This is a genomic window from Arthrobacter sp. NyZ413 (assembly GCF_049390645.1).
Lineage (GTDB): Bacteria > Actinomycetota > Actinomycetes > Actinomycetales > Micrococcaceae > Arthrobacter.
Genome location: NZ_CP155434.1, coordinates 4,341,780 through 4,358,423 on the forward strand (window position 1 = coordinate 4,341,780; position 16,644 = coordinate 4,358,423).

Genomic DNA, 16,644 nt, shown 5'->3' on the forward strand with positions numbered 1-16,644 from the left:
CTACTTAATCCGTCGGCCGAGGACCGGGCCCGGAGTGCCGTCCGGGGTTCCCTTCGCCAGAATCTGTTCGTAGAGGCTGATGTGGTCAGCGACCATGCGTGCCGCGCTGAAGTTCCGCTCGACGGCGGCGCGGCACGCCTTCCGGTCCAGCGCAGTGGCGCGAGGCACCATGCCCGGCAGTTCGTCCACGGACCCCAGGTAGCCGGTGACGCCGTCGGAAATGATCTCCGGTGCCGCGCCGACCGGCGTGCCCACCACGGGAGTTCCCGTGGCCAGAGCCTCGATCATGACCAGCCCGAAAGGCTCGGCCCACCGTATCGGATTGAGGAATACGCTCGCCTCCCCCATCAGCGCGTACTTGTCCGCGTCGCTGATCTCCCCGACCAATTCCTCATTGCTTCCCAACAGCGGTTGTATGACTTCCTTGAAGTAGCGCTTCTCGTCGGGCGCGCGCATTTTCACGGCAATCTTCAGGGGAATCCCGGCTTCCCGGGCGATCGCGATCGCCTCTTCAACGCCCTTGTCGGGAGACATCCGCCCGACGAAGCAGGCATACCCGCCCGTCCCGCTTCCCTCGGGAACGCCGGAGAGATCCATGCCGTGATGGATGATCCTCGCAACCGGAAGCTCCGGAACACGGCTGACCTGGTCACGGGAAATGGCCACGATGCTGGCCGTTTCCGCCGCGGCCCGGTAAACATCGATCGCGTCCGGAGATAGAAGCGAATGAATGGTGGTCACAACGGGCGCCGGGACCAAACGGCTCCCGTAAAGGGGCCCCGCGAGGGTGTGGTCGTGGATGAGATCAACCCCGCCCATCCCACGATACGCACGCACCACATGGCTCAACTCGGAAAGGGTGAAACCTAGCTCTGACGGCTCCGCGGCCCTCATCCCGGGAGCCCGGGGCACCGGGCATTCGCTGTCCGACGGGGTGGCCAGCAGAACCTCGTGCCCGGCCGCGACCAGTCCCCTGGCCAGGCTGTCGACAACCCTCTCCGTGCCCCCGTAAGTAACCGGCGGAACCGTGATCCACGGCCCTGCAATAAGCCCTATGCGCATCCTCGCCCTCCACGGAACGTCAGGACCGCCAGCGGTCCCTCCGTTGATCCTCGCCCCCGATTGCTCCGATAGGCACGAGTGACGACTACTCGGTTTGCCTTCGCGGTGGCGGGCGGGGCCGCCGGTGGGGTGTCGACGGCGGTGCTCCCGACGGCGGGTTCTGCCGCCGATGGGGGTGTCGACGGCGGTGCTGCCGTTGACCGGGCTCCTTGCACGGGCCTAAATTGACGATCAAGATAGCTCATCATTTCGCTTCAGGGCGGAGCGACCGACCTCTCAGCAGACAAGCGAGGACACCGGTGAAGCAGTCCCACATCTCCGACGACGGCGTCGCGGACAACAGCACGCGGAAGCTCACGATCGACCAACTACTACTTGAGAGCCGGGCCGGGCTCGAGCGTGTTCAGCCGGCAGACCTGGAACGTGAGATGTCAGCCGGCGCCCTTGTTGTTGACACACGACCGGCCGAACAGCGCGAACGTGACGGCGATCTACCAGGGGCAGTCGTCATCGACCGGAACGTTCTCGAATGGCGGCTCGATCCATCCAGCCCCCACCGGCTCCCGATCGCCGGCGACCCCGCTCGGCGGATCGTGATCGTCTGCAATGAGGGCTACAGCTCCAGCCTCGCTGCGCACACCTTGCAACGGCTAGGGCTGACCCGGGCAACGGACCTCATCGGCGGCTTCCAAGCCTGGGCGGCGCTGCGCAATAGGCCACACCAGCGTAACGAGTCCCACTGAGTCGGTTGCCTGTCCAGGGTCGCCGACAATCCGCGGCCCCGGGCATCGTGGCCGAATTCCGTTGATTATCAGCATGCTTGCCAATAGGTTGAAGGCATGTCGACAACCATGAACGTCGAATGGGACCCGGGCTTGGAGGCCTACAAGGGGCGGGACACCACAACTTATGTGGCGGTCGCCGCGGCCACAGCCACCGCATGCGCCCAGTGCCGTCAACCTCTATCTGCACAAGGTCCCTTGTCCCTGTCGGTTCACGTCACCGGAGGTCCGGATCGCGACGGCACAGAATATTTCACCTTTGCCCCGGAAATCTGCCACCGCTCCTGCCGCGAGCCCTCTCTCATGTTCACCGCGAAACATGGCGAACCGGTCGAGTTCACCCCGCATGCGGCCAGGCTCCTCCTCGAGGACCGGGCGGCCGCCACCACCATGGCGGTCATCGTCTTTACCTATAAGCCGACAATGTCCTTCCGGGAGCCCGGCGGGGAGATGGCCTCCGCACTCGTCACTGGCCTGATCTCCCAAGGCTTTCAGTTGTCCATGAGCGCTGATATCGGCGAAATCCTCAGCGGTTCAGGACCAGTTGCCGACAGTTTCACATGCAGGATGACCCGCGAGGGGCTACTGACGCTGAACGCGGGCGGGGCAATCGCGTTCCAAGAGCGACTCGATCCGGCCGACCTGGACGAGGCCGCATGGCTGGGGGTGGCGGGGAATGGCACGGTGCTGGTGGTGGGCGGAGACAATCTCACCATCAATGACACGAACATATACCTGGCACCTGCCGCGCTGCTCGGCACCCTCGTCGCGGGGCTGGTTTCCGTAGACGTCCTTCCGTAACGGTCGCGCCCGGACAAAAAGCGGTGCCGCCAGGGCTGGTCAGCCCGCGACGATGACGTCCTCGGCCTTCCCTGGGCTTGCCCCGCGCCCGTATCCTGGGCGGGTGTTCCGCCCACAACGGCTGCACCGCCTCGGTGGGCGCGCGGTTTGAGTACGATGTGCGACGACGGTCCCTACGATATCCACGTCTTCATGGTCGCCGGCGAAAACAGCGGCCACCCCGGCTTGCCCCCGATCACCCTCTACGGTGGTGCCATGCGTGCCCGCTCGGAAGGTTCCGTCACCCTGAACGCCAACCTGGACGTCGTCAATCCGGTCATCGACCACCGCTACGGAACCGACCCCGCCGGCTACGACCGCACCGTCCTCTCCGAGGCCCTCGCGCTACTCGAATCCATGGTCGCCCAGCCCGAACTCGCCGCCGTCCTCGGGGACCGGGTCCCCGGGAAAAACGCACCACTGGACGACATCGTGAACTACTGCCACCCGGCCGGTAGCTGCAAGATGGGACCCGCCACGGACCGCACGGCCGTCGTCGGCCCTGACGGCAATGTCCACGGAATCTCGGGCCTCTACGTTGCGGACGCCTCGATCATGCCCACCATCACCCGCGGCAACATCAACCTCCCGACCGCGATGATCGGCGCACGGATTGCCGCCGGACTTCTCGGCATCGAGCCCCGGGCGCTGACCGCGACCAGCACCGTGTAAGCCGAAGGCCCGGCTCCCCCTTCGGAATATCACCCGCGGCAACGCCCGGTGTCCCTCACCACCGACGGGACGCCGGGCACTGTCGCGCCCGCCCGCCACTCATTGACGCCGCACCATCCCGCGCCCACTCTTGGAAGATGGCCACCAAACTGTCCGAGGTGATTGTCGGGACCTTCGCGCAATTGCGCTACGAACCCACGCCCAAACGGATCCGTGCGAGCGTTGGCGGGAACGCCGTCGTCGACACCCTGCACGCCTGGCTGGTCTGGGAGCCGAAGCGCATTACGCCGGTTTATGCGGTACCGGAGGAAGAAATGCTGGTGGAACTCCGTCCCGCGGGTGCCCCAGCGACCGACGTCCCCGAGGTCGCCGTGAGGCTTTCCGCGGGCGCGCCTCAGTCGTTTGATCCGCGCACCGGATTCGGCCGGCACACCGCTGCGGGCGAGCCGCTTGACGTCGTAACGGGAACGACGGCGGTGCCCGGCGCCGCGTTCCGGCCTGATGATCCGGATCTGGCCGGGTATGTCGTGCTGGACTTCGCGGCCTTCGAATGGCGGGAGGATGACGAGGAGATCCTCGCGCATCCCCGCGACCCGTTCCACCGGGTGGACATCCGGGCGTCGTCGCAGGGGGTGACGGCCTCCCTCGACGGCGTCACGCTCGCGAGCACGAATAGTGCGCAACTCCTGTATGAGACGCTGCTTCCCGTCCGTTACTACTTCCCGCCCGAGGATGTACGGCTGGACCTCATGGAAGAGAGTGCCAAACAGACCGCTTGCGCGTACAAGGGGAAAGCCAGCTACTGGACGTATCCCGGTAGCGAGGGTGGCAAGGACATCGCGTGGAGCTATAAAAGGCCTTTACGCGACGCCGCGCAAATCCACGGCCTCGTGAGCTTCTTCAATGAAAGGCTGGACGTGACCGTCGACGGCGTCCTGCAGCCACGGCCGGTGACGCCTTGGTCGCGCCCGCAGGACCGTCGGGAATGAATGCGCGCAGCTGTGGAAAGTACTTTGTATGAGGATTGAACTTCTGTACATCAACGAGTGCCCGAATTCGGACGAAGCAGCCCGACGCCTCGACGAGGCGTTGATTGCATTGGGGCACCAACGCGGGGAATTCGACCTGCGCCTGATCGATACCCCGGCAGACACCGTCGGCACCGCCTTCGCCGGATCCCCGACGATCACCCTCGACGGTGCAGATATTTTCCCCGGCGGAGCGGCAACCGGCGACCTCGCCTGCCGGATCTACCAAACCCCGGGCGGCCTGGCGGGCCTGCCGACCGTCGACCAAATCAAGCAGGCACTCACGGGCCGCGGCGTTTGATTCGTCCAAAAGCTGGCGGTCACCTGTTCGGTCGAAGTGTTCCCCCTGAATAATGGTGGTCCCAAAATCCCAGGCTTCGAAATTGCTGGTATCAGTCAGGACCGCGGATCGCCGGAATGATTCCGTTCACATTCCTCAGCTGCGAAGAGATGGCGCCCTGTGTTGAGCCGTAATCTTCGGGGGTCGAATGGCTGACGTCTTTTGTAATACTTAGTGTTGACGCTGTCACAAACCGGATTCTTCGAAGCCGAAAGCCTGTACTGAGGCGGCCAGGTAGACCACAGGTTAACCCTTTGCAACCACCCCGCCCCAGCCTTGCCGCGGACAAGCCGCGAATGATAATGTCACGCTGGCTACAGGTATGGAATTTCGGCAATTTATCGCATGACAATTAAATCCGTCACCATTAGGTGAATTTCGTAATTTGTTCAGGGGGACAAATGAAAAGATCCATTGCAGCACTTGCCCTTGCGGGAACAATCCTATTTGCTGGCACCGCCCCAGCCATGGCAGACAGCTACCCGGCTCCCGGGAATGAATGGGGAACCGTTTCCGACGGCACGATTAACCGCGGCGCATCCGTCACCTTCTCCGGCAGCGGATATGTTCCGGGCGAAACCGTCAACATCACATTCGAAAAGACCGGCGGTCCGAAAGGCTCCGCACCGGCAGCCCTCAGCGTTACCGCCGGCTCCAGCGGCGCTTTCTCTACCAACATCACCTTCCCGAACGCCGGCAATTACATGATCACCGCCGTCGGGGCCACTTCCGGCAATACCCGTTCCGCACGCGTCTCCGTGAATAACGGCAACCACACGGGCGAGAACAACGGCAATAACAATCCCGGGAACGGCAAAGGCAAGGGCAATTCCAATCTCGTCTCGGTCTCCAGCATCACCGATGCCGGAGCAGCAACAAGTCAGGCGAACAGCACGGCCGATTCGAACATTGTCTTGTGGGGGCTGACAGGCGCGGGCGTGCTGGCAGCGTGCACGGTCTCAGCAGCCGTGATCCGCCGTCGCCGGGTCGGGTTCCCGGCCGGTCAGTGTTTTGAAGATGGTCCAGCCGACGGCGGTGATCGGGACTGCGAGCAACGCCCCGATCACGCCGGCCAGTAGCGTCCCTGCGGCCAAGGCCAGCAGGATTGCCAAGCCATGGATACTCAGCACTTTGCCCATCAGGACCGGTTGCAGGAAATGGTGCTCCAACTGGTTCACTCCAACGATGACGGCCAGAACGATCACCGCCGTCACCGGCCCGTTGGAGATCAGAGCCACCGCAACCGCAACGGTGCCGGCGGCAGTCGAGCCGACAATCGGTATGAAACCGCCAATGAACACGAACACGCCCAACGGCAAGGCCAGCGGGACACCCAGAACCAGGAGTGCGACCGTCACGATGAGGCCGTTGGTGCCCGCGACAAGCGCTGTTCCGCGGACGTATCCACCTAAGACAACTGCGCTGCGGTCTGCCGCCAGGTGAGCCTTGGCACGGTGGTTGGCGGGCAGGAAGCCGATGAGGAAGCCCCTGATCATTGCTCCGTCTTTCAGGAGAAAGAACAAGGTGACGGCCATGAGGACCGTCGCAACCAGGATGTCCCCGACGGTCCGGACTCCATTGAGTGCCTCGGTTCCGAAGGCAGCAGACGTGAAAAACCGTTGCACCGACTCGCGCGCGGCGTTGAGCTGCTGATCGCTTACCGGAAAGGGCCCGTTGTTAAGGAAGTCGTGCAGTTGGTCGATGCCGGCAACAGCTTTCATCCTCAAATCCGTCCACTGGCTACGGATGAGGAACACGACGCCGGTAACGACTCCGCCGAAGACTGCCAGGATGGCCAAAAAGGAAACCGCGACGGCCAAGGCCCTTGGCAGACCGCGGCTGGCGAGCCATCGCACCGCGGGCGCAATAGCCGCAGACAGGATGACGGCGATCGTGGCAGGGATGACCACCAGCGGCACCCTGGTCAGGGCCCAGAGAACAGCCCAAGCGAACGCGGCAACGGTCAGGGCCTGGACGGATCGGATGCTGGCCCGGCCAAATCCATCAGCCCAGATGGCGGGCAGCCCTGCCCGGGGATCAGGTCGTTTCACGGGATCGGGACATCGGTAGACCTCTCCTTCTTGGAACGCACGGATTTCCTGCTCACACCGTTTCGTACCAACAGGCTAAAACCCGCCAGGCGGGAAAGGTCAACCCTTCTCCCGGCACTTTCGCGCACGGACGACGGAAGAAACATGGCCTCCCCCTGCCGCCCGGTCTTAGACTCACCCCATGCGAACAGGGGACTTCGCCTTGCTGACGCCGCTCCATGTCGCTTCCATGGTGGTGTTTGGGCTGACGATGGCTTACTGGGGCCGGTACAGGTTTCCCATGCTCAAAGCAGGAGGAGCGGCCGACGAACGGCTCGGAAAGATCAACGCGGGACTTGTGGCGGCACAGGGCATCCTTACCGCTGTGCTGCCCTTGGTGAACGGCGGGAGGGGCTATCCCCTGCTCGCCGCGTCGGCGTCCGAACTCCTGCTCGCGGCTGTGGCGATGTATGGCGTAAAGCGGCCCGACGTCCGCCTTTTCGGGTACGCGGGCACGGGTCGCCACGCCGATCAGGAAGCCCCGCGCCGCCTGACCACACGCTGGCCCTACACACTCGCTTACATGCTCGGATACCTCGCCTGGTTCGGCTACCTCTTCACACTCGGCGTCCGATAACTCCCAGCGTCGGATGAGGCACGGCGTCCCCGCGGGAGTAACCAGCCTAGAACCCGCCGCCCGTTTCGCCCGCCATGTTCGCAAACCGCGAGTAGTGGCCTTGGAAGGCAACCACGATGTCCTTTGTGGGGCCGTTGCGGTGCTTCGCCACGAGGATGTCGGCTTCGCCTGCGCGGGGCGATTCCTTGTCGTAGACGTCTTCGCGGTGGAGCAGGATCACCATGTCCGCGTCCTGCTCGATGGATCCCGATTCACGGAGGTCGGAAACCATGGGGCGCTTGTCTTGGCGCTGTTCGGAACCACGGTTCAACTGGGAGAGCGCGATGACCGGAACCTGGAGTTCTTTGGCCAGCAGTTTGAGTGCACGGGAGAACTCGGAAACTTCCTGCTGGCGCGACTCCACTTTCTTTCCTGAACTCATGAGCTGGAGGTAGTCGAGGATCACCAGTTTGAGGTCGTGCTGCTGCTTGAGGCGGCGGCATTTGGCCCGGATTTCCATGAGGGACATGTTCGGGCTGTCGTCGATAAACAGGGGGGCATCGTTCATGCGGCCCATGGTGGTGGCGATCTTGGACCATTGCTCGTCCTTGATGGTGCCCTTCCGGAGGTCCTGGAGGCCGATGGTTGCCTCCGCGGACAGGAGGCGCATGGCGATCTCGTTCCGACCCATTTCGAGGGAGAACATCACCGTGGAGAGGTTGTTCTTGATGGCGGCCGAGCGGGCGAAGTCCAGCGCGAAGGTGGACTTACCGACGGCGGGGCGCGCGGCAATGACGATCATCTGGCCCGGGTGCAACCCATGCGTAAGCTCATCGAGCTCATAGAATCCCGTGGGAACACCCGTCATGCCTTCGCCGCGGTGGCCCGACGCCTCGATTTCGTCCACCGTGGACTCCATGACGTCCTTGAGCGCCACATAGTCTTCCGCGGTGCGGCGTTCGGCAACGGCGTAGACCTCGGCCTGGGCCTGGTTGACGAGGTCTTCCACCTCGCCGTCCTGGCCGTACCCCATCTGCACGATCTTTGTGCCAGCGTTGACGAGACGGCGAAGGACAGCGCGCTCGGCAACGATCTCGGCGTAGTAGCCCGCGTTGGCTGCCGTCGGCACGGTCTGGATGAGCTCGTGCAGGTAAGCGGGACCGCCGATCCGGTTAATCTCGCCGCGCTTGGTCAGCTCGTCGGACACCGTGACGGCGTCCGCGGGTTCTCCACGTCCGTAGAGATCGATGATCGACTCGTAAATGGTCTCGTGGGCCGGGCGGTAGAAATCGTGGCCTCGCACAATCTCCACGACGTCGGCAATCGCATCCTTGGACAGCATCATGCCGCCGAGGACCGACTGTTCGGCAGGGATGTCCTGAGGAGGCTTCCGGCTCGCTTCCGATGCGCGGCCGCCCTCAATCGAATCCAAGTGCGTAACTGACAAGCCGACCTCCATGTGTACCGCGGCAGATATCTATTCCCGGCAGTGCGTCAGCCCCGGCCTAGACGTGGCTGGGTCCTTCGCACGATGATTGCCGGCTGGTCCAAGTTTGGGGTGGAGTACCGACAAAATAAGGATTTCCCCGTTTTCCACAAGTTATCCACAGACCGCCTCGCGAGGGCGTCGCTGATCGTCAACGCGGTGGCGTCGAACTAGTGAAAATAAGGTTTTCCAGGTACCTGAAGTAGGTACCCAGATACGTTATCCCCGCTTTTCCTCCCCACAAAGCCGGGCCTGTGGATAAACTGTGGAATACACACCGCTACTTGTGCACAGTCTGTGCACTTCCCTGTGGAAAGGGAATTTCTTTTCGCCAGAACGTGCCTCTGAGCTGGGAAAACATTCTCCACCCCATGTGGAACAAAAGTATTTTTACCCTTGGCTCATCCACAGGAGCCGGCACGGATACTGCACGCAAGAGCCCATTCATCCCGCGAATATTCCAAAAGCAAGCCGAAAAAGTGATGCCGACCACAAATGCGCGCCGAATTTGACACCGCGCTCTCAGAAGCTATCCTTCCGCAGGAATGTGCTGTGGATAACTACGTTCTGGCATAAGCTCTAAGTATGGGTTTCACTATGGGGGATGTGCTACTGGTGGCAACACCCGTTGTCATCCTTATAGCGGTTTTGTGGGCCCTGACGGCGGCACTCAAACCGCGCAACTCAGGACTGTCCGACGCCGAACGCTACCAGCGCGAGCTCGCTGCCCGTTCGGCCGCGCACCAAGCGGCGCAGGTCCAGCAGGCCACCGCCGCACGGGCCAGCGTCTACGCCGCGACCAAGCCGAAACAGAATGTCCAGCAGCCCCCGCCGGTCGGCCATCAAGCCGGGATCATTCCTGGCAGCGGCATGGCCGGCTACAACGGTCCCATCCTTCCCAACGGACAGTTGAATCCTCAGCTCGCCCTGCAGCTCCAGGGCATGGTCCGTAACGGGCAGAAGATCCAGGCCATCAAGCTACTCCGGCAGCAAACCCATATGGACCTATCGACCGCCAAGAACTACGTAGATCGGCTTTAACGCATGCAATCCCTACTCGTCCCGGTCCTCATCCTGCTGGCCGTGGTTGCCTGCGTGCTGCTGGTCAGCCGCATGCTGTCGCGGCGGGCAAACGAACGGCGCGACAATGCGGCCTCCGCCAGAACGCCTGTGGATCCAGTGGAGCTGGCCCGTGAGGCCGCGGCGAAGCTGAGCGAGGACCAGCACCGCCAACTGTATTCCCTGATCGCCCAGGGACAGGCCATGGCGGCCATCAAGCTGTACCTCGGCGCTACCGGGGAGGGACTGCGCGCCTCGCGTGACGCCGTCGGCGCCCTCGCCGCGCACCCGCAACCCTTCCGGCGGCCCGAGCCCGCCCCGCAGGACCTTGTGCCCGACGACGACGAGCCGGAGCACTTTTCGTACCGGTACCGGGCCATCGCCAGCAAGGGAGACGTAACGCGCGAGGTAAGCAGCAACATGCTCAATGACGAGATCTACGGGCGGATCCGCACTTTGGCCAAGAGCGGCGACATCGAGGGAGCCGCCCTGGCCCTGACCAAGCATTCAGATATCAGCATGAAACAGGCACGCGAGTTCCTCGAGCTCCTGGACGACTAGGGCCCGCGGCTGGGTACGCCTAGCGCCCCGCCGTGATTCCCGCGAGGAGCTGCTCAAAAGGCAAGGATTCCATCGGGTCGGCCTTGCGGTGCGGCTGCTCTCCGCGCAAGAGCTGGGCGAGTTCGCCAGCCGCCCGGTCCACGCGCACCGACAAGGCGGATCCGCCGTCGTCAGTGTTTCCCCAGTCCTGGGGACCGGCAAAAACGGAAGTCTGCGTCATGCGGGTCCGCAGGTAGGTGAAAAGCGGCCGCATGGCGTAATCGAGCACCATTTGGTGCCGGTCCGTTCCGCCGGTAGCGGCGAGCAGCACCGCCTTGCCGTCAAGCGACTTGGGGTCGAGGACGTCGATGAAGGACTTGAACAACCCGCTGTATGAGGCGCTGAAAACCGGCGTGACGGCGATGATCCCATCGGAGTCCTCGACGCCGGCGATCACTTCAGCGAGGCGCGGCGCGGCATAACCGGTCACGAAATTGTTGGCGATATCCACTGCCAGGTCCCGGAGCTCAACAATGTCCACGCGCACCTCGTAGCCGGCCTCGCCCAAGTGGCGCTTCGCGGCCGCGGCGAGCTGGTCGGCAAGGAGCCTGCTCGACGACGGAACGCCAAGTCCGGCGGAAAGAACGGTAATGCGGCGGGTCTCCATGGCGATCTCCTCTTGATCGACGACTCTGGGCTTCACCCCCAGAGTACATGCATTTGCATCTATATCCACAAACCGCGGGACACGGGGGTTTATTCCGGCACTGCACAGATGGCCGGTGAGGAAGGACCCCAGCGACGACGATGGGGCTCAGCGGTAGACGGATAACCTGGGTCGATCCAAGCGATAGACGCTGACGCCTTCCCAATCACCGTACATTTTGCGCCCGCTGCCGTCCTTGCTGATGACCCACACGATTTTCGAATCCGGAGACTTGGCGTCTATCTCGCCCAGGTACGCGGGCCGGTTCGGAAGCTGCACCTCAACGTCGACTCCGACTTCAAGCCCGGTCCAGTCCCGGGGCGCATGCTCCGGGGGCGCCTGTCCTGCCTCGCCTCGCTTCCGGCGCGACCTTCTCATACGCCGCTTCCTTGGTGACCGCCTATGCCATGGATGCTCCAGGCAGCTTCGTGAACATCACCAGGCGGAAGCAGCACAAGGTTCTCCTCCGAGTTGAAGGCGTTGGGCGGGCAGGACATGGGTTCCGCAGCCAGGCCGAGGCGGTGCCGTTCGGGTATGTGGTGGTCCGCGGTATGCAACTGGACCCAGCCGCAGGCAGCATCCCACGACATTGCGACGCCGGTTCCGCTCGGATCCGTCAGCCGGAGGTGCGCCCTGCCATCCGGCCCAAATTCGAGCTCGGTGAAGGCATTGTCAATCCGTACCTCGCCCAGCGGGCGCGGAGTTCGGAAGTCGAAGGCCGAGCCTGCCACCGGGACCCTGCGGATGGGTATCAGGCGGTCAGGCGTGACATCGAGGAACGATCCGGCATTCAGTTCGAGGATCCAGTCGCTCAAGGGCGACGGGCCGGCGACCAGGTAAGGGTGCGGGCAAACTCCGTAAGGTGCCGCGTGGGACCCCGTGTTTGTTGCCACGACCGCCGTGTGGAAGCCCACCTCGTCGATCCAGTATTTGACATGGAGGAGTACCGAGAACGGATAGCCGCGACTGGGCTGCAGGTGATAGCGCAAGCATAAGCTCGCGTCTTCCCGGTACAGCAAAGTCCACGGACTGTGGGACACCAGCCCGTGCAGGGCGGCCCCTCTGGCCGGCTCGTTGATGGGCACTTGGAGATCCACCCCCCTGAAGCGGTAACGGCCGTCTGGAATTCGGTTTGGCCATGGAGCTACCAGGGCGCCGCGGTAATCCGGCATGGACTCTCCCTGCGCGAAGGGGACAATCAGGTCGCGGCGATTGAACGTCAGGCTTCGGACAGCGGCCCCGCTTTCCGTAATGACGGCGGTGTAGCCCGAAGCGGAGATTGCATGCTCGCCCAATGGGTTGAATTCGCCGGCATTCACAGAGCTGCCGCTTTCGGGATGGAAATGAGTTCCAACATGTCGCGAACCAGGGCGGTTACCTCGCCGCGGGCAGGGGCCAGGTACTTGCGCGGATCGACCAAGCCGGGATCCGCGAGGCTTTCCCGCACTGCCCGGGTGAACGCGACGTTGACGATGGTCCCCACGTTGACCTTGGTGATTCCCCCCGCAATGGCAGACCTCAGCTCTTCGTCAGGCACACCGGACGAGCCATGCAACACCAGAGGGACTGGAACTGCGGCATGGATGCGAGCAAGCAACTCGTGGTCCAAGTGCGCGGTCCGTGAAGTCATCGCATGCGAACTGCCGATCGCGATGGCCAATGAGTCGACGCCGGCCTCCGCGACAAAGCGCTCAGCGTCGAATGGATCAGTCCTGGCTCCGGGCGCGTGCGCGCCATCCTTGCCCCCCACTTCCCCGAGCTCCGCTTCTACGTGCCAACCCTGCCCATGCGCCCATTGTCCGATCGCGCGGGATGCGGCGACGTTTGCTTCGAAAGGGAGCTTGGAAGCGTCGAACATGGCGGAGGTAACCGAGGTGCCTGCCGCTTGGCGAAGCAATTCCTCATCTTCAATATGGTCCAGGTGAAGTGACACTCGCACCGAACTCGTCGAGGCCAGTGCCCCGAGCCCGGTGACCAGCGGAACCAGGTTTCCACGGTGGAACCTGATGCAGTTCTCGCTGACCTGGAGAACCGCAGGCAGTTGCGCTTGCTCGGCGGCCTCAACGATTGCTTCGCCAAGTTCCAGGCTGACGACATTAAAGGCTCCGAGCCCGGTGCCGTTTTGGGCTGCTTCCCGCAAGAGATCCCCGGTGTGGGCCAAAGGCATATCTGACACTCCTTGTTTGCTCTGTGGTGTGGGGACCGCCAAGGCGATCACATTGTGAGCTTGACAACATCTCCAATGAAACACAACAATATCCAATAGATTCCAATCAACCAAGAAGAAGGAGGTGTGAAAGTGCTTCTGATGGGACTGGATGTCGGAACGACTTCCATCAAGGCGGTCCTCTTCGACGACGAAGGCCGGGCACTGGCCGAGGGCCGCGCCGACACCCCTTGGATGGTCACTGCAATGGGAGTCCAGTTGGATGCCGCCGAACTCGTAGTTGCGGCGAAATCCGCCCTGGCCGGGGCACTGGATCGCCGGCCTGGAGGCAGCGTGGCGGCACTGGGCATCACGAGCATGGGCGAGTCCGGCGTCTTGTTGGACTCCGCAAACGTTCCCCTCGCTCCTGTGATCGCCTGGCATGACACTCGGGACGCCTCCGAACTGGACTACCTCCGCTCAGCTGTCCCGGACGACGCCTTCGCGGTGAAGACGGGCCTGCCCCTCCGCGCGCAGTGGTCACTCACCAAGCACAAGTGGCTGATGCGCCATGTTCCGGAATCCCGCGGTGCAGTCATGAGGCTGAACATGGCCGAATGGATCGCGTTCTCGCTCGGGGCAGCCCCGGTATCCGAGCTTTCCCTGGCATCGCGGACCGGTTGGTTCGACCTTTCCGGACGCACGTGGTGGGACGAAGCCCTCGAATGGTCCGGTGCGAACAAAGGCCTCATGCCGGAACTGGTTACGGCCGGTTCCGACCTCGGCGTGGTTTCCCCGCAAGCCGGGCTCTCCCGTTTGGAAGGGGCCGTCATCACGGTGGCCGGTCACGACCACCAGGCAGCCGTGGCAGGCACCGGCGCTTTCCGGCCCGGGGATGCGTTGGACTCCTGCGGCACTGCGGAGGCCCTTGTCCGGATTATCGATCCGAGGCTCGATGCAGCAACGCTCGTTGAGCTGACCCGAGCCGGAATTACGGCAGGCTGGTCTGTCTTCGAAAACAAATGGACACTGCTCGGCGGGACGCAAGGCGGCTTGACGCTCCAAAGCATTCTGTCTTTGCTCGGCTCAGGTAGCGGTGACGTCGCCAGGCTCGACGCGGCAAGAGGACGCGTAAACCCCAACGAAATCCAAGTCGAGACCGATGACAAGGGGTCTACGACTATTAAAGGCATCACCCCTTCAGCGGAGCCGGCAGATGTCTGGCAGGCGGCGTTGGAAGAAGTGACCCGTGAAGCCAAGGAAATAGACGATGCCATGGTCCGGGCCGCAGGTGGCCACTCACGGTTCGTCGTAACGGGTGGCTGGTCCCGCAGCGCCGGTCTCCTTCGGACAAAGGAACGCGTTTTCGGACCCCTGGACCTGACACCGGTGAGCGAAGCCGGAGCCCGGGGTGCCGCCCTCTTTGGCGGCCTGGCCGCGGGCATCTACTCCTCCGTCTACGACTTCCCCGGCTACGCCGGTCTCGTCCGAGCAGAATCCGGACTCGACAGGCTGGAAAGGAAAGCCTCATGACTGCCTCCTCGGAACGGATCGATGTGCGCCCCGACAACCGCGCGCCCTATCCGGAACAGCGCCGCGAGCTCATCCTTTCCCGGCTGCGTTCGGAAGGCCGCGCTGATTCCGCGGCGATAGCCGGTGAACTCGGCGTCACGAATGAAACGGTCCGCAAGGACCTCATGGCCTTGGACCAACTGGGCCTGCTCCGGCGTGTCCATGGCGGGGCGGTGCCGGTCGGGCGCATGGTTTATGAGCCGGCGGTATCCACCCGCACTGACCACAGCGAAGAGAAAACCCGCATCGCGAGGGCCGCCTTGCGGCATCTGCCCCGCGCTGGTTCGGTCTTGTTCGACGCCGGCTCAACCACCGCCCGCCTGGCCGAACTCTTCCCCCACGATCGCGAGTTGACCGTGTACACGAACACCCTCAGCATCGCCCTTACGTTGTTGGACCGTCCACTCGTGACTGTGTACACCTTGGGAGGCCGGGTCCGCCCCTTGACTGTCGCCGAAGTCGACGATTGGGCAGCACGCGCCTTGGCCGACATCAACGTAGATGTCGCATTCCTCGGAGCTAGTGCAATATCCGTGGAAAGGGGCCTGACCACTCCGGACCCCGCAGAGGCGGCCATCAAGCGGCTCATGCTGGCAAGCGCAAGGCAGAGGATCCTCCTGACCGACCACACCAAATTCGGATCCGTCAGCAACACCAAACATGCCGACCTCGCGGACATCGACCTGGTCATTACCGACTCCGGGATCGACGAGCAGGCCTGCGAAGCAATACGTGGCGCCGGGGTCGAGGTGGAGCTGGCATGATCATCACCGTCTCACCCAACCCGAGCGTGGACCGCACGCTTTGCATCGAGGCCCTGCCGCACGGCGGAGTAATCCGCAGTTCCCGCGGCTACAGCGAGCCAAGCGGCAAAGGCGTCAATGTCGCCGTCGCGCTCCACGCCCATGGACTGGACGTGCTCACAATCCTGCCGGCGGGTGGCATGGCCGGGCAACAGATCACCGGGATGCTCTCGACCCTCGATGTCCCGCACGTGACAGTTCCGATCGCCCAGGAAATCCGCAACAACGTCAGCCTGGTGGAACCGGACGCAACCGTCACGAAAATCAACGAGATCGGCCCGGTCCTGGACAACGCCGAAGCCACGGCGTTGGTCGAAGCCGCATTGTCGCGAGTCAAAGCGGGCGACTGGCTGGTCCTGTGCGGAACGCTCCCGGACGGCGATGTCGAAAACCTGTTCATCGATTTGGTCATCGGGGCCCGAAGGCTGAACGCCCGGGTTGCCGTGGACACCTCAGGGGAGGCCTTGCGCAGCGTGCTGCCCTACGGGCCTGACCTGGTCAAGCCCAATGCCGGAGAGCTGGCGGAGCTCACCGGAAGATCGCTGGAAACGCTCGGTGACGTCGTCGACGCCGCTTCCGAGCTCCGGCGTCAAGGGGCCGGGGCCGTACTGGCCAGCCTCGGATCGGACGGAGCAATCCTCCTCGACGGTTCGGGCTGCTACTTCGGACATGCTCCGGTTGAACGCGTTGTCAGCGCAGTTGGCGCGGGTGACGCAATGCTTGCCGGCTTCCTTGCCGGCGGTGCCAAAGGAACCCATGCCCTTCGGGAAGGCATGGCCTGGGCGGCAGCGTCCGTCCAAAATGAGGGCACTCTTTACCGCGGCCCGAGGAGCCGCATAGAGGTGGACATCAGCGACGATCTCGACCGTGACCGAGCCCTCTTGGAACCTTGCGAAGTACCCGGAAGTCCCGTAGTAATCCGCACCTAGAACCCCTCCGCCTCCCACAGCCAAACCAGGGCC

The 16,644-nt window shown here is 63.4% G+C and carries 19 protein-coding genes; 12 read left to right on the plus strand and 7 right to left on the minus strand.

Annotated elements, in window-relative coordinates; translation table 11 throughout:
• Positions 1 to 1,062, minus strand: coding sequence for a glycosyltransferase family 4 protein (locus ABCW42_RS20265; protein WP_423182874.1), 1,062 nt, complete (start codon positions 1,060 to 1,062; stop codon positions 1 to 3).
• A 299-nt stretch (positions 1,063 to 1,361) separates the two neighbouring features.
• On the opposite strand from ABCW42_RS20265, the gene ABCW42_RS20270 reads away from it, so the two are divergent.
• The 6 genes from ABCW42_RS20270 to ABCW42_RS20295 all read left to right on the plus strand — a co-directional run bounded on the left by ABCW42_RS20270 (position 1,362) and on the right by ABCW42_RS20295 (position 5,803).
• Positions 1,362 to 1,805, plus strand: coding sequence for a rhodanese-like domain-containing protein (locus ABCW42_RS20270; protein ID WP_423182875.1), 444 nt, complete (start codon positions 1,362 to 1,364; stop codon positions 1,803 to 1,805).
• Between the two features lie 96 nt (positions 1,806 to 1,901).
• Positions 1,902 to 2,645 (plus strand): hypothetical protein, encoded by a 744-nt coding sequence (locus tag ABCW42_RS20275; protein ID WP_423182876.1) that lies wholly within the window; start codon positions 1,902 to 1,904, stop codon positions 2,643 to 2,645.
• A gap of 156 nt (positions 2,646 to 2,801) precedes the next feature.
• Positions 2,802 to 3,356 (plus strand): GMC oxidoreductase, encoded by a 555-nt coding sequence (locus ABCW42_RS20280; RefSeq protein WP_423184960.1) that lies wholly within the window; start codon positions 2,802 to 2,804, stop codon positions 3,354 to 3,356.
• 137 nt (positions 3,357 to 3,493) lie between these two features.
• Entirely contained in the window at positions 3,494 to 4,345 is an 852-nt protein-coding gene (locus ABCW42_RS20285) for a DUF427 domain-containing protein (protein WP_423182877.1), read from the plus strand.
• Positions 4,346 to 4,373: 28 nt separating this feature from the next.
• On the plus strand, positions 4,374 to 4,685 hold the full coding sequence (locus tag ABCW42_RS20290; RefSeq protein WP_423182878.1) for a thioredoxin family protein: 312 nt from the start codon (positions 4,374 to 4,376) through the stop codon (positions 4,683 to 4,685).
• Between the two features lie 440 nt (positions 4,686 to 5,125).
• Positions 5,126 to 5,803, plus strand: coding sequence for a hypothetical protein (locus ABCW42_RS20295; RefSeq protein ID WP_423182879.1), 678 nt, complete (start codon positions 5,126 to 5,128; stop codon positions 5,801 to 5,803).
• Here ABCW42_RS20295 and ABCW42_RS20300 read toward each other — a convergent pair.
• Positions 5,684 to 6,775, minus strand: coding sequence for an AI-2E family transporter (locus ABCW42_RS20300; protein ID WP_423182880.1), 1,092 nt, complete (start codon positions 6,773 to 6,775; stop codon positions 5,684 to 5,686). The two genes, ABCW42_RS20295 and ABCW42_RS20300, sit on opposite strands and share 120 nt — an antisense overlap.
• A 181-nt stretch (positions 6,776 to 6,956) precedes the next feature.
• Here ABCW42_RS20300 and ABCW42_RS20305 point away from each other — a divergent pair, with 181 nt between their 5' ends.
• Positions 6,957 to 7,391, plus strand: coding sequence for a hypothetical protein (locus ABCW42_RS20305; RefSeq protein WP_423182881.1), 435 nt, complete (start codon positions 6,957 to 6,959; stop codon positions 7,389 to 7,391).
• Positions 7,392 to 7,437: 46 nt separating this feature from the next.
• Here the strand turns inward: ABCW42_RS20305 and dnaB are convergent, their stop codons facing one another.
• Complete coding sequence (dnaB, locus tag ABCW42_RS20310) at positions 7,438 to 8,817, minus strand: replicative DNA helicase (protein ID WP_423182882.1); 1,380 nt, start codon at positions 8,815 to 8,817, stop codon at positions 7,438 to 7,440.
• 624 nt (positions 8,818 to 9,441) lie between these two features.
• On the opposite strand from dnaB, the gene ABCW42_RS20315 reads away from it, so the two are divergent.
• Together ABCW42_RS20315 and ABCW42_RS20320 are read left to right on the plus strand one after the other, a co-directional pair.
• Entirely contained in the window at positions 9,442 to 9,897 is a 456-nt protein-coding gene (locus ABCW42_RS20315) for a hypothetical protein (RefSeq protein WP_423182883.1), read from the plus strand.
• Between the two features lie 3 nt (positions 9,898 to 9,900).
• On the plus strand, positions 9,901 to 10,476 hold the full coding sequence (locus ABCW42_RS20320) for a hypothetical protein (RefSeq protein WP_423182884.1): 576 nt from the start codon (positions 9,901 to 9,903) through the stop codon (positions 10,474 to 10,476).
• Between the two features lie 19 nt (positions 10,477 to 10,495).
• Here the strand turns inward: ABCW42_RS20320 and ABCW42_RS20325 are convergent, their stop codons facing one another.
• From ABCW42_RS20325 to ABCW42_RS20340, 4 genes are all read right to left on the minus strand, one after another.
• Positions 10,496 to 11,122 (minus strand): FMN reductase, encoded by a 627-nt coding sequence (locus ABCW42_RS20325; protein ID WP_423182885.1) that lies wholly within the window; start codon positions 11,120 to 11,122, stop codon positions 10,496 to 10,498.
• Positions 11,123 to 11,269: 147 nt separating this feature from the next.
• Positions 11,270 to 11,539 (minus strand): hypothetical protein, encoded by a 270-nt coding sequence (locus tag ABCW42_RS20330; protein ID WP_423182886.1) that lies wholly within the window; start codon positions 11,537 to 11,539, stop codon positions 11,270 to 11,272.
• Positions 11,536 to 12,480, minus strand: coding sequence for an aldose 1-epimerase family protein (locus ABCW42_RS20335; RefSeq protein ID WP_423182887.1), 945 nt, complete (start codon positions 12,478 to 12,480; stop codon positions 11,536 to 11,538). Before ABCW42_RS20335 ends, ABCW42_RS20330 begins: the two co-directional genes overlap by 4 nt.
• On the minus strand, positions 12,477 to 13,328 hold the full coding sequence (locus tag ABCW42_RS20340) for a class II fructose-bisphosphate aldolase (RefSeq protein WP_423182888.1): 852 nt from the start codon (positions 13,326 to 13,328) through the stop codon (positions 12,477 to 12,479). The genes ABCW42_RS20335 and ABCW42_RS20340 overlap by 4 nt, the downstream gene beginning before the upstream one ends.
• 126 nt (positions 13,329 to 13,454) lie before the next feature.
• Between ABCW42_RS20340 and ABCW42_RS20345 the strand changes: the two genes are divergently transcribed.
• Genes ABCW42_RS20345 through ABCW42_RS20355 form a run of 3 tightly spaced genes read left to right on the plus strand, consistent with a single transcriptional unit; the run spans position 13,455 to position 16,611 of the window.
• Positions 13,455 to 14,840 carry an FGGY-family carbohydrate kinase gene (locus ABCW42_RS20345; protein WP_423182889.1) on the plus strand — a complete coding sequence of 462 codons (1,386 nt, stop codon included), beginning with the start codon at positions 13,455 to 13,457 and terminating at the stop codon, positions 14,838 to 14,840.
• On the plus strand, positions 14,837 to 15,643 hold the full coding sequence (locus tag ABCW42_RS20350) for a DeoR/GlpR family DNA-binding transcription regulator (protein ID WP_423182890.1): 807 nt from the start codon (positions 14,837 to 14,839) through the stop codon (positions 15,641 to 15,643). The genes ABCW42_RS20345 and ABCW42_RS20350 overlap by 4 nt, the downstream gene beginning before the upstream one ends.
• Positions 15,640 to 16,611 carry a 1-phosphofructokinase family hexose kinase gene (locus tag ABCW42_RS20355; protein WP_423182891.1) on the plus strand — a complete coding sequence of 324 codons (972 nt, stop codon included), beginning with the start codon at positions 15,640 to 15,642 and terminating at the stop codon, positions 16,609 to 16,611. The genes ABCW42_RS20350 and ABCW42_RS20355 overlap by 4 nt, the downstream gene beginning before the upstream one ends.
• Positions 16,612 to 16,644: the final 33 nt, after the last annotated feature.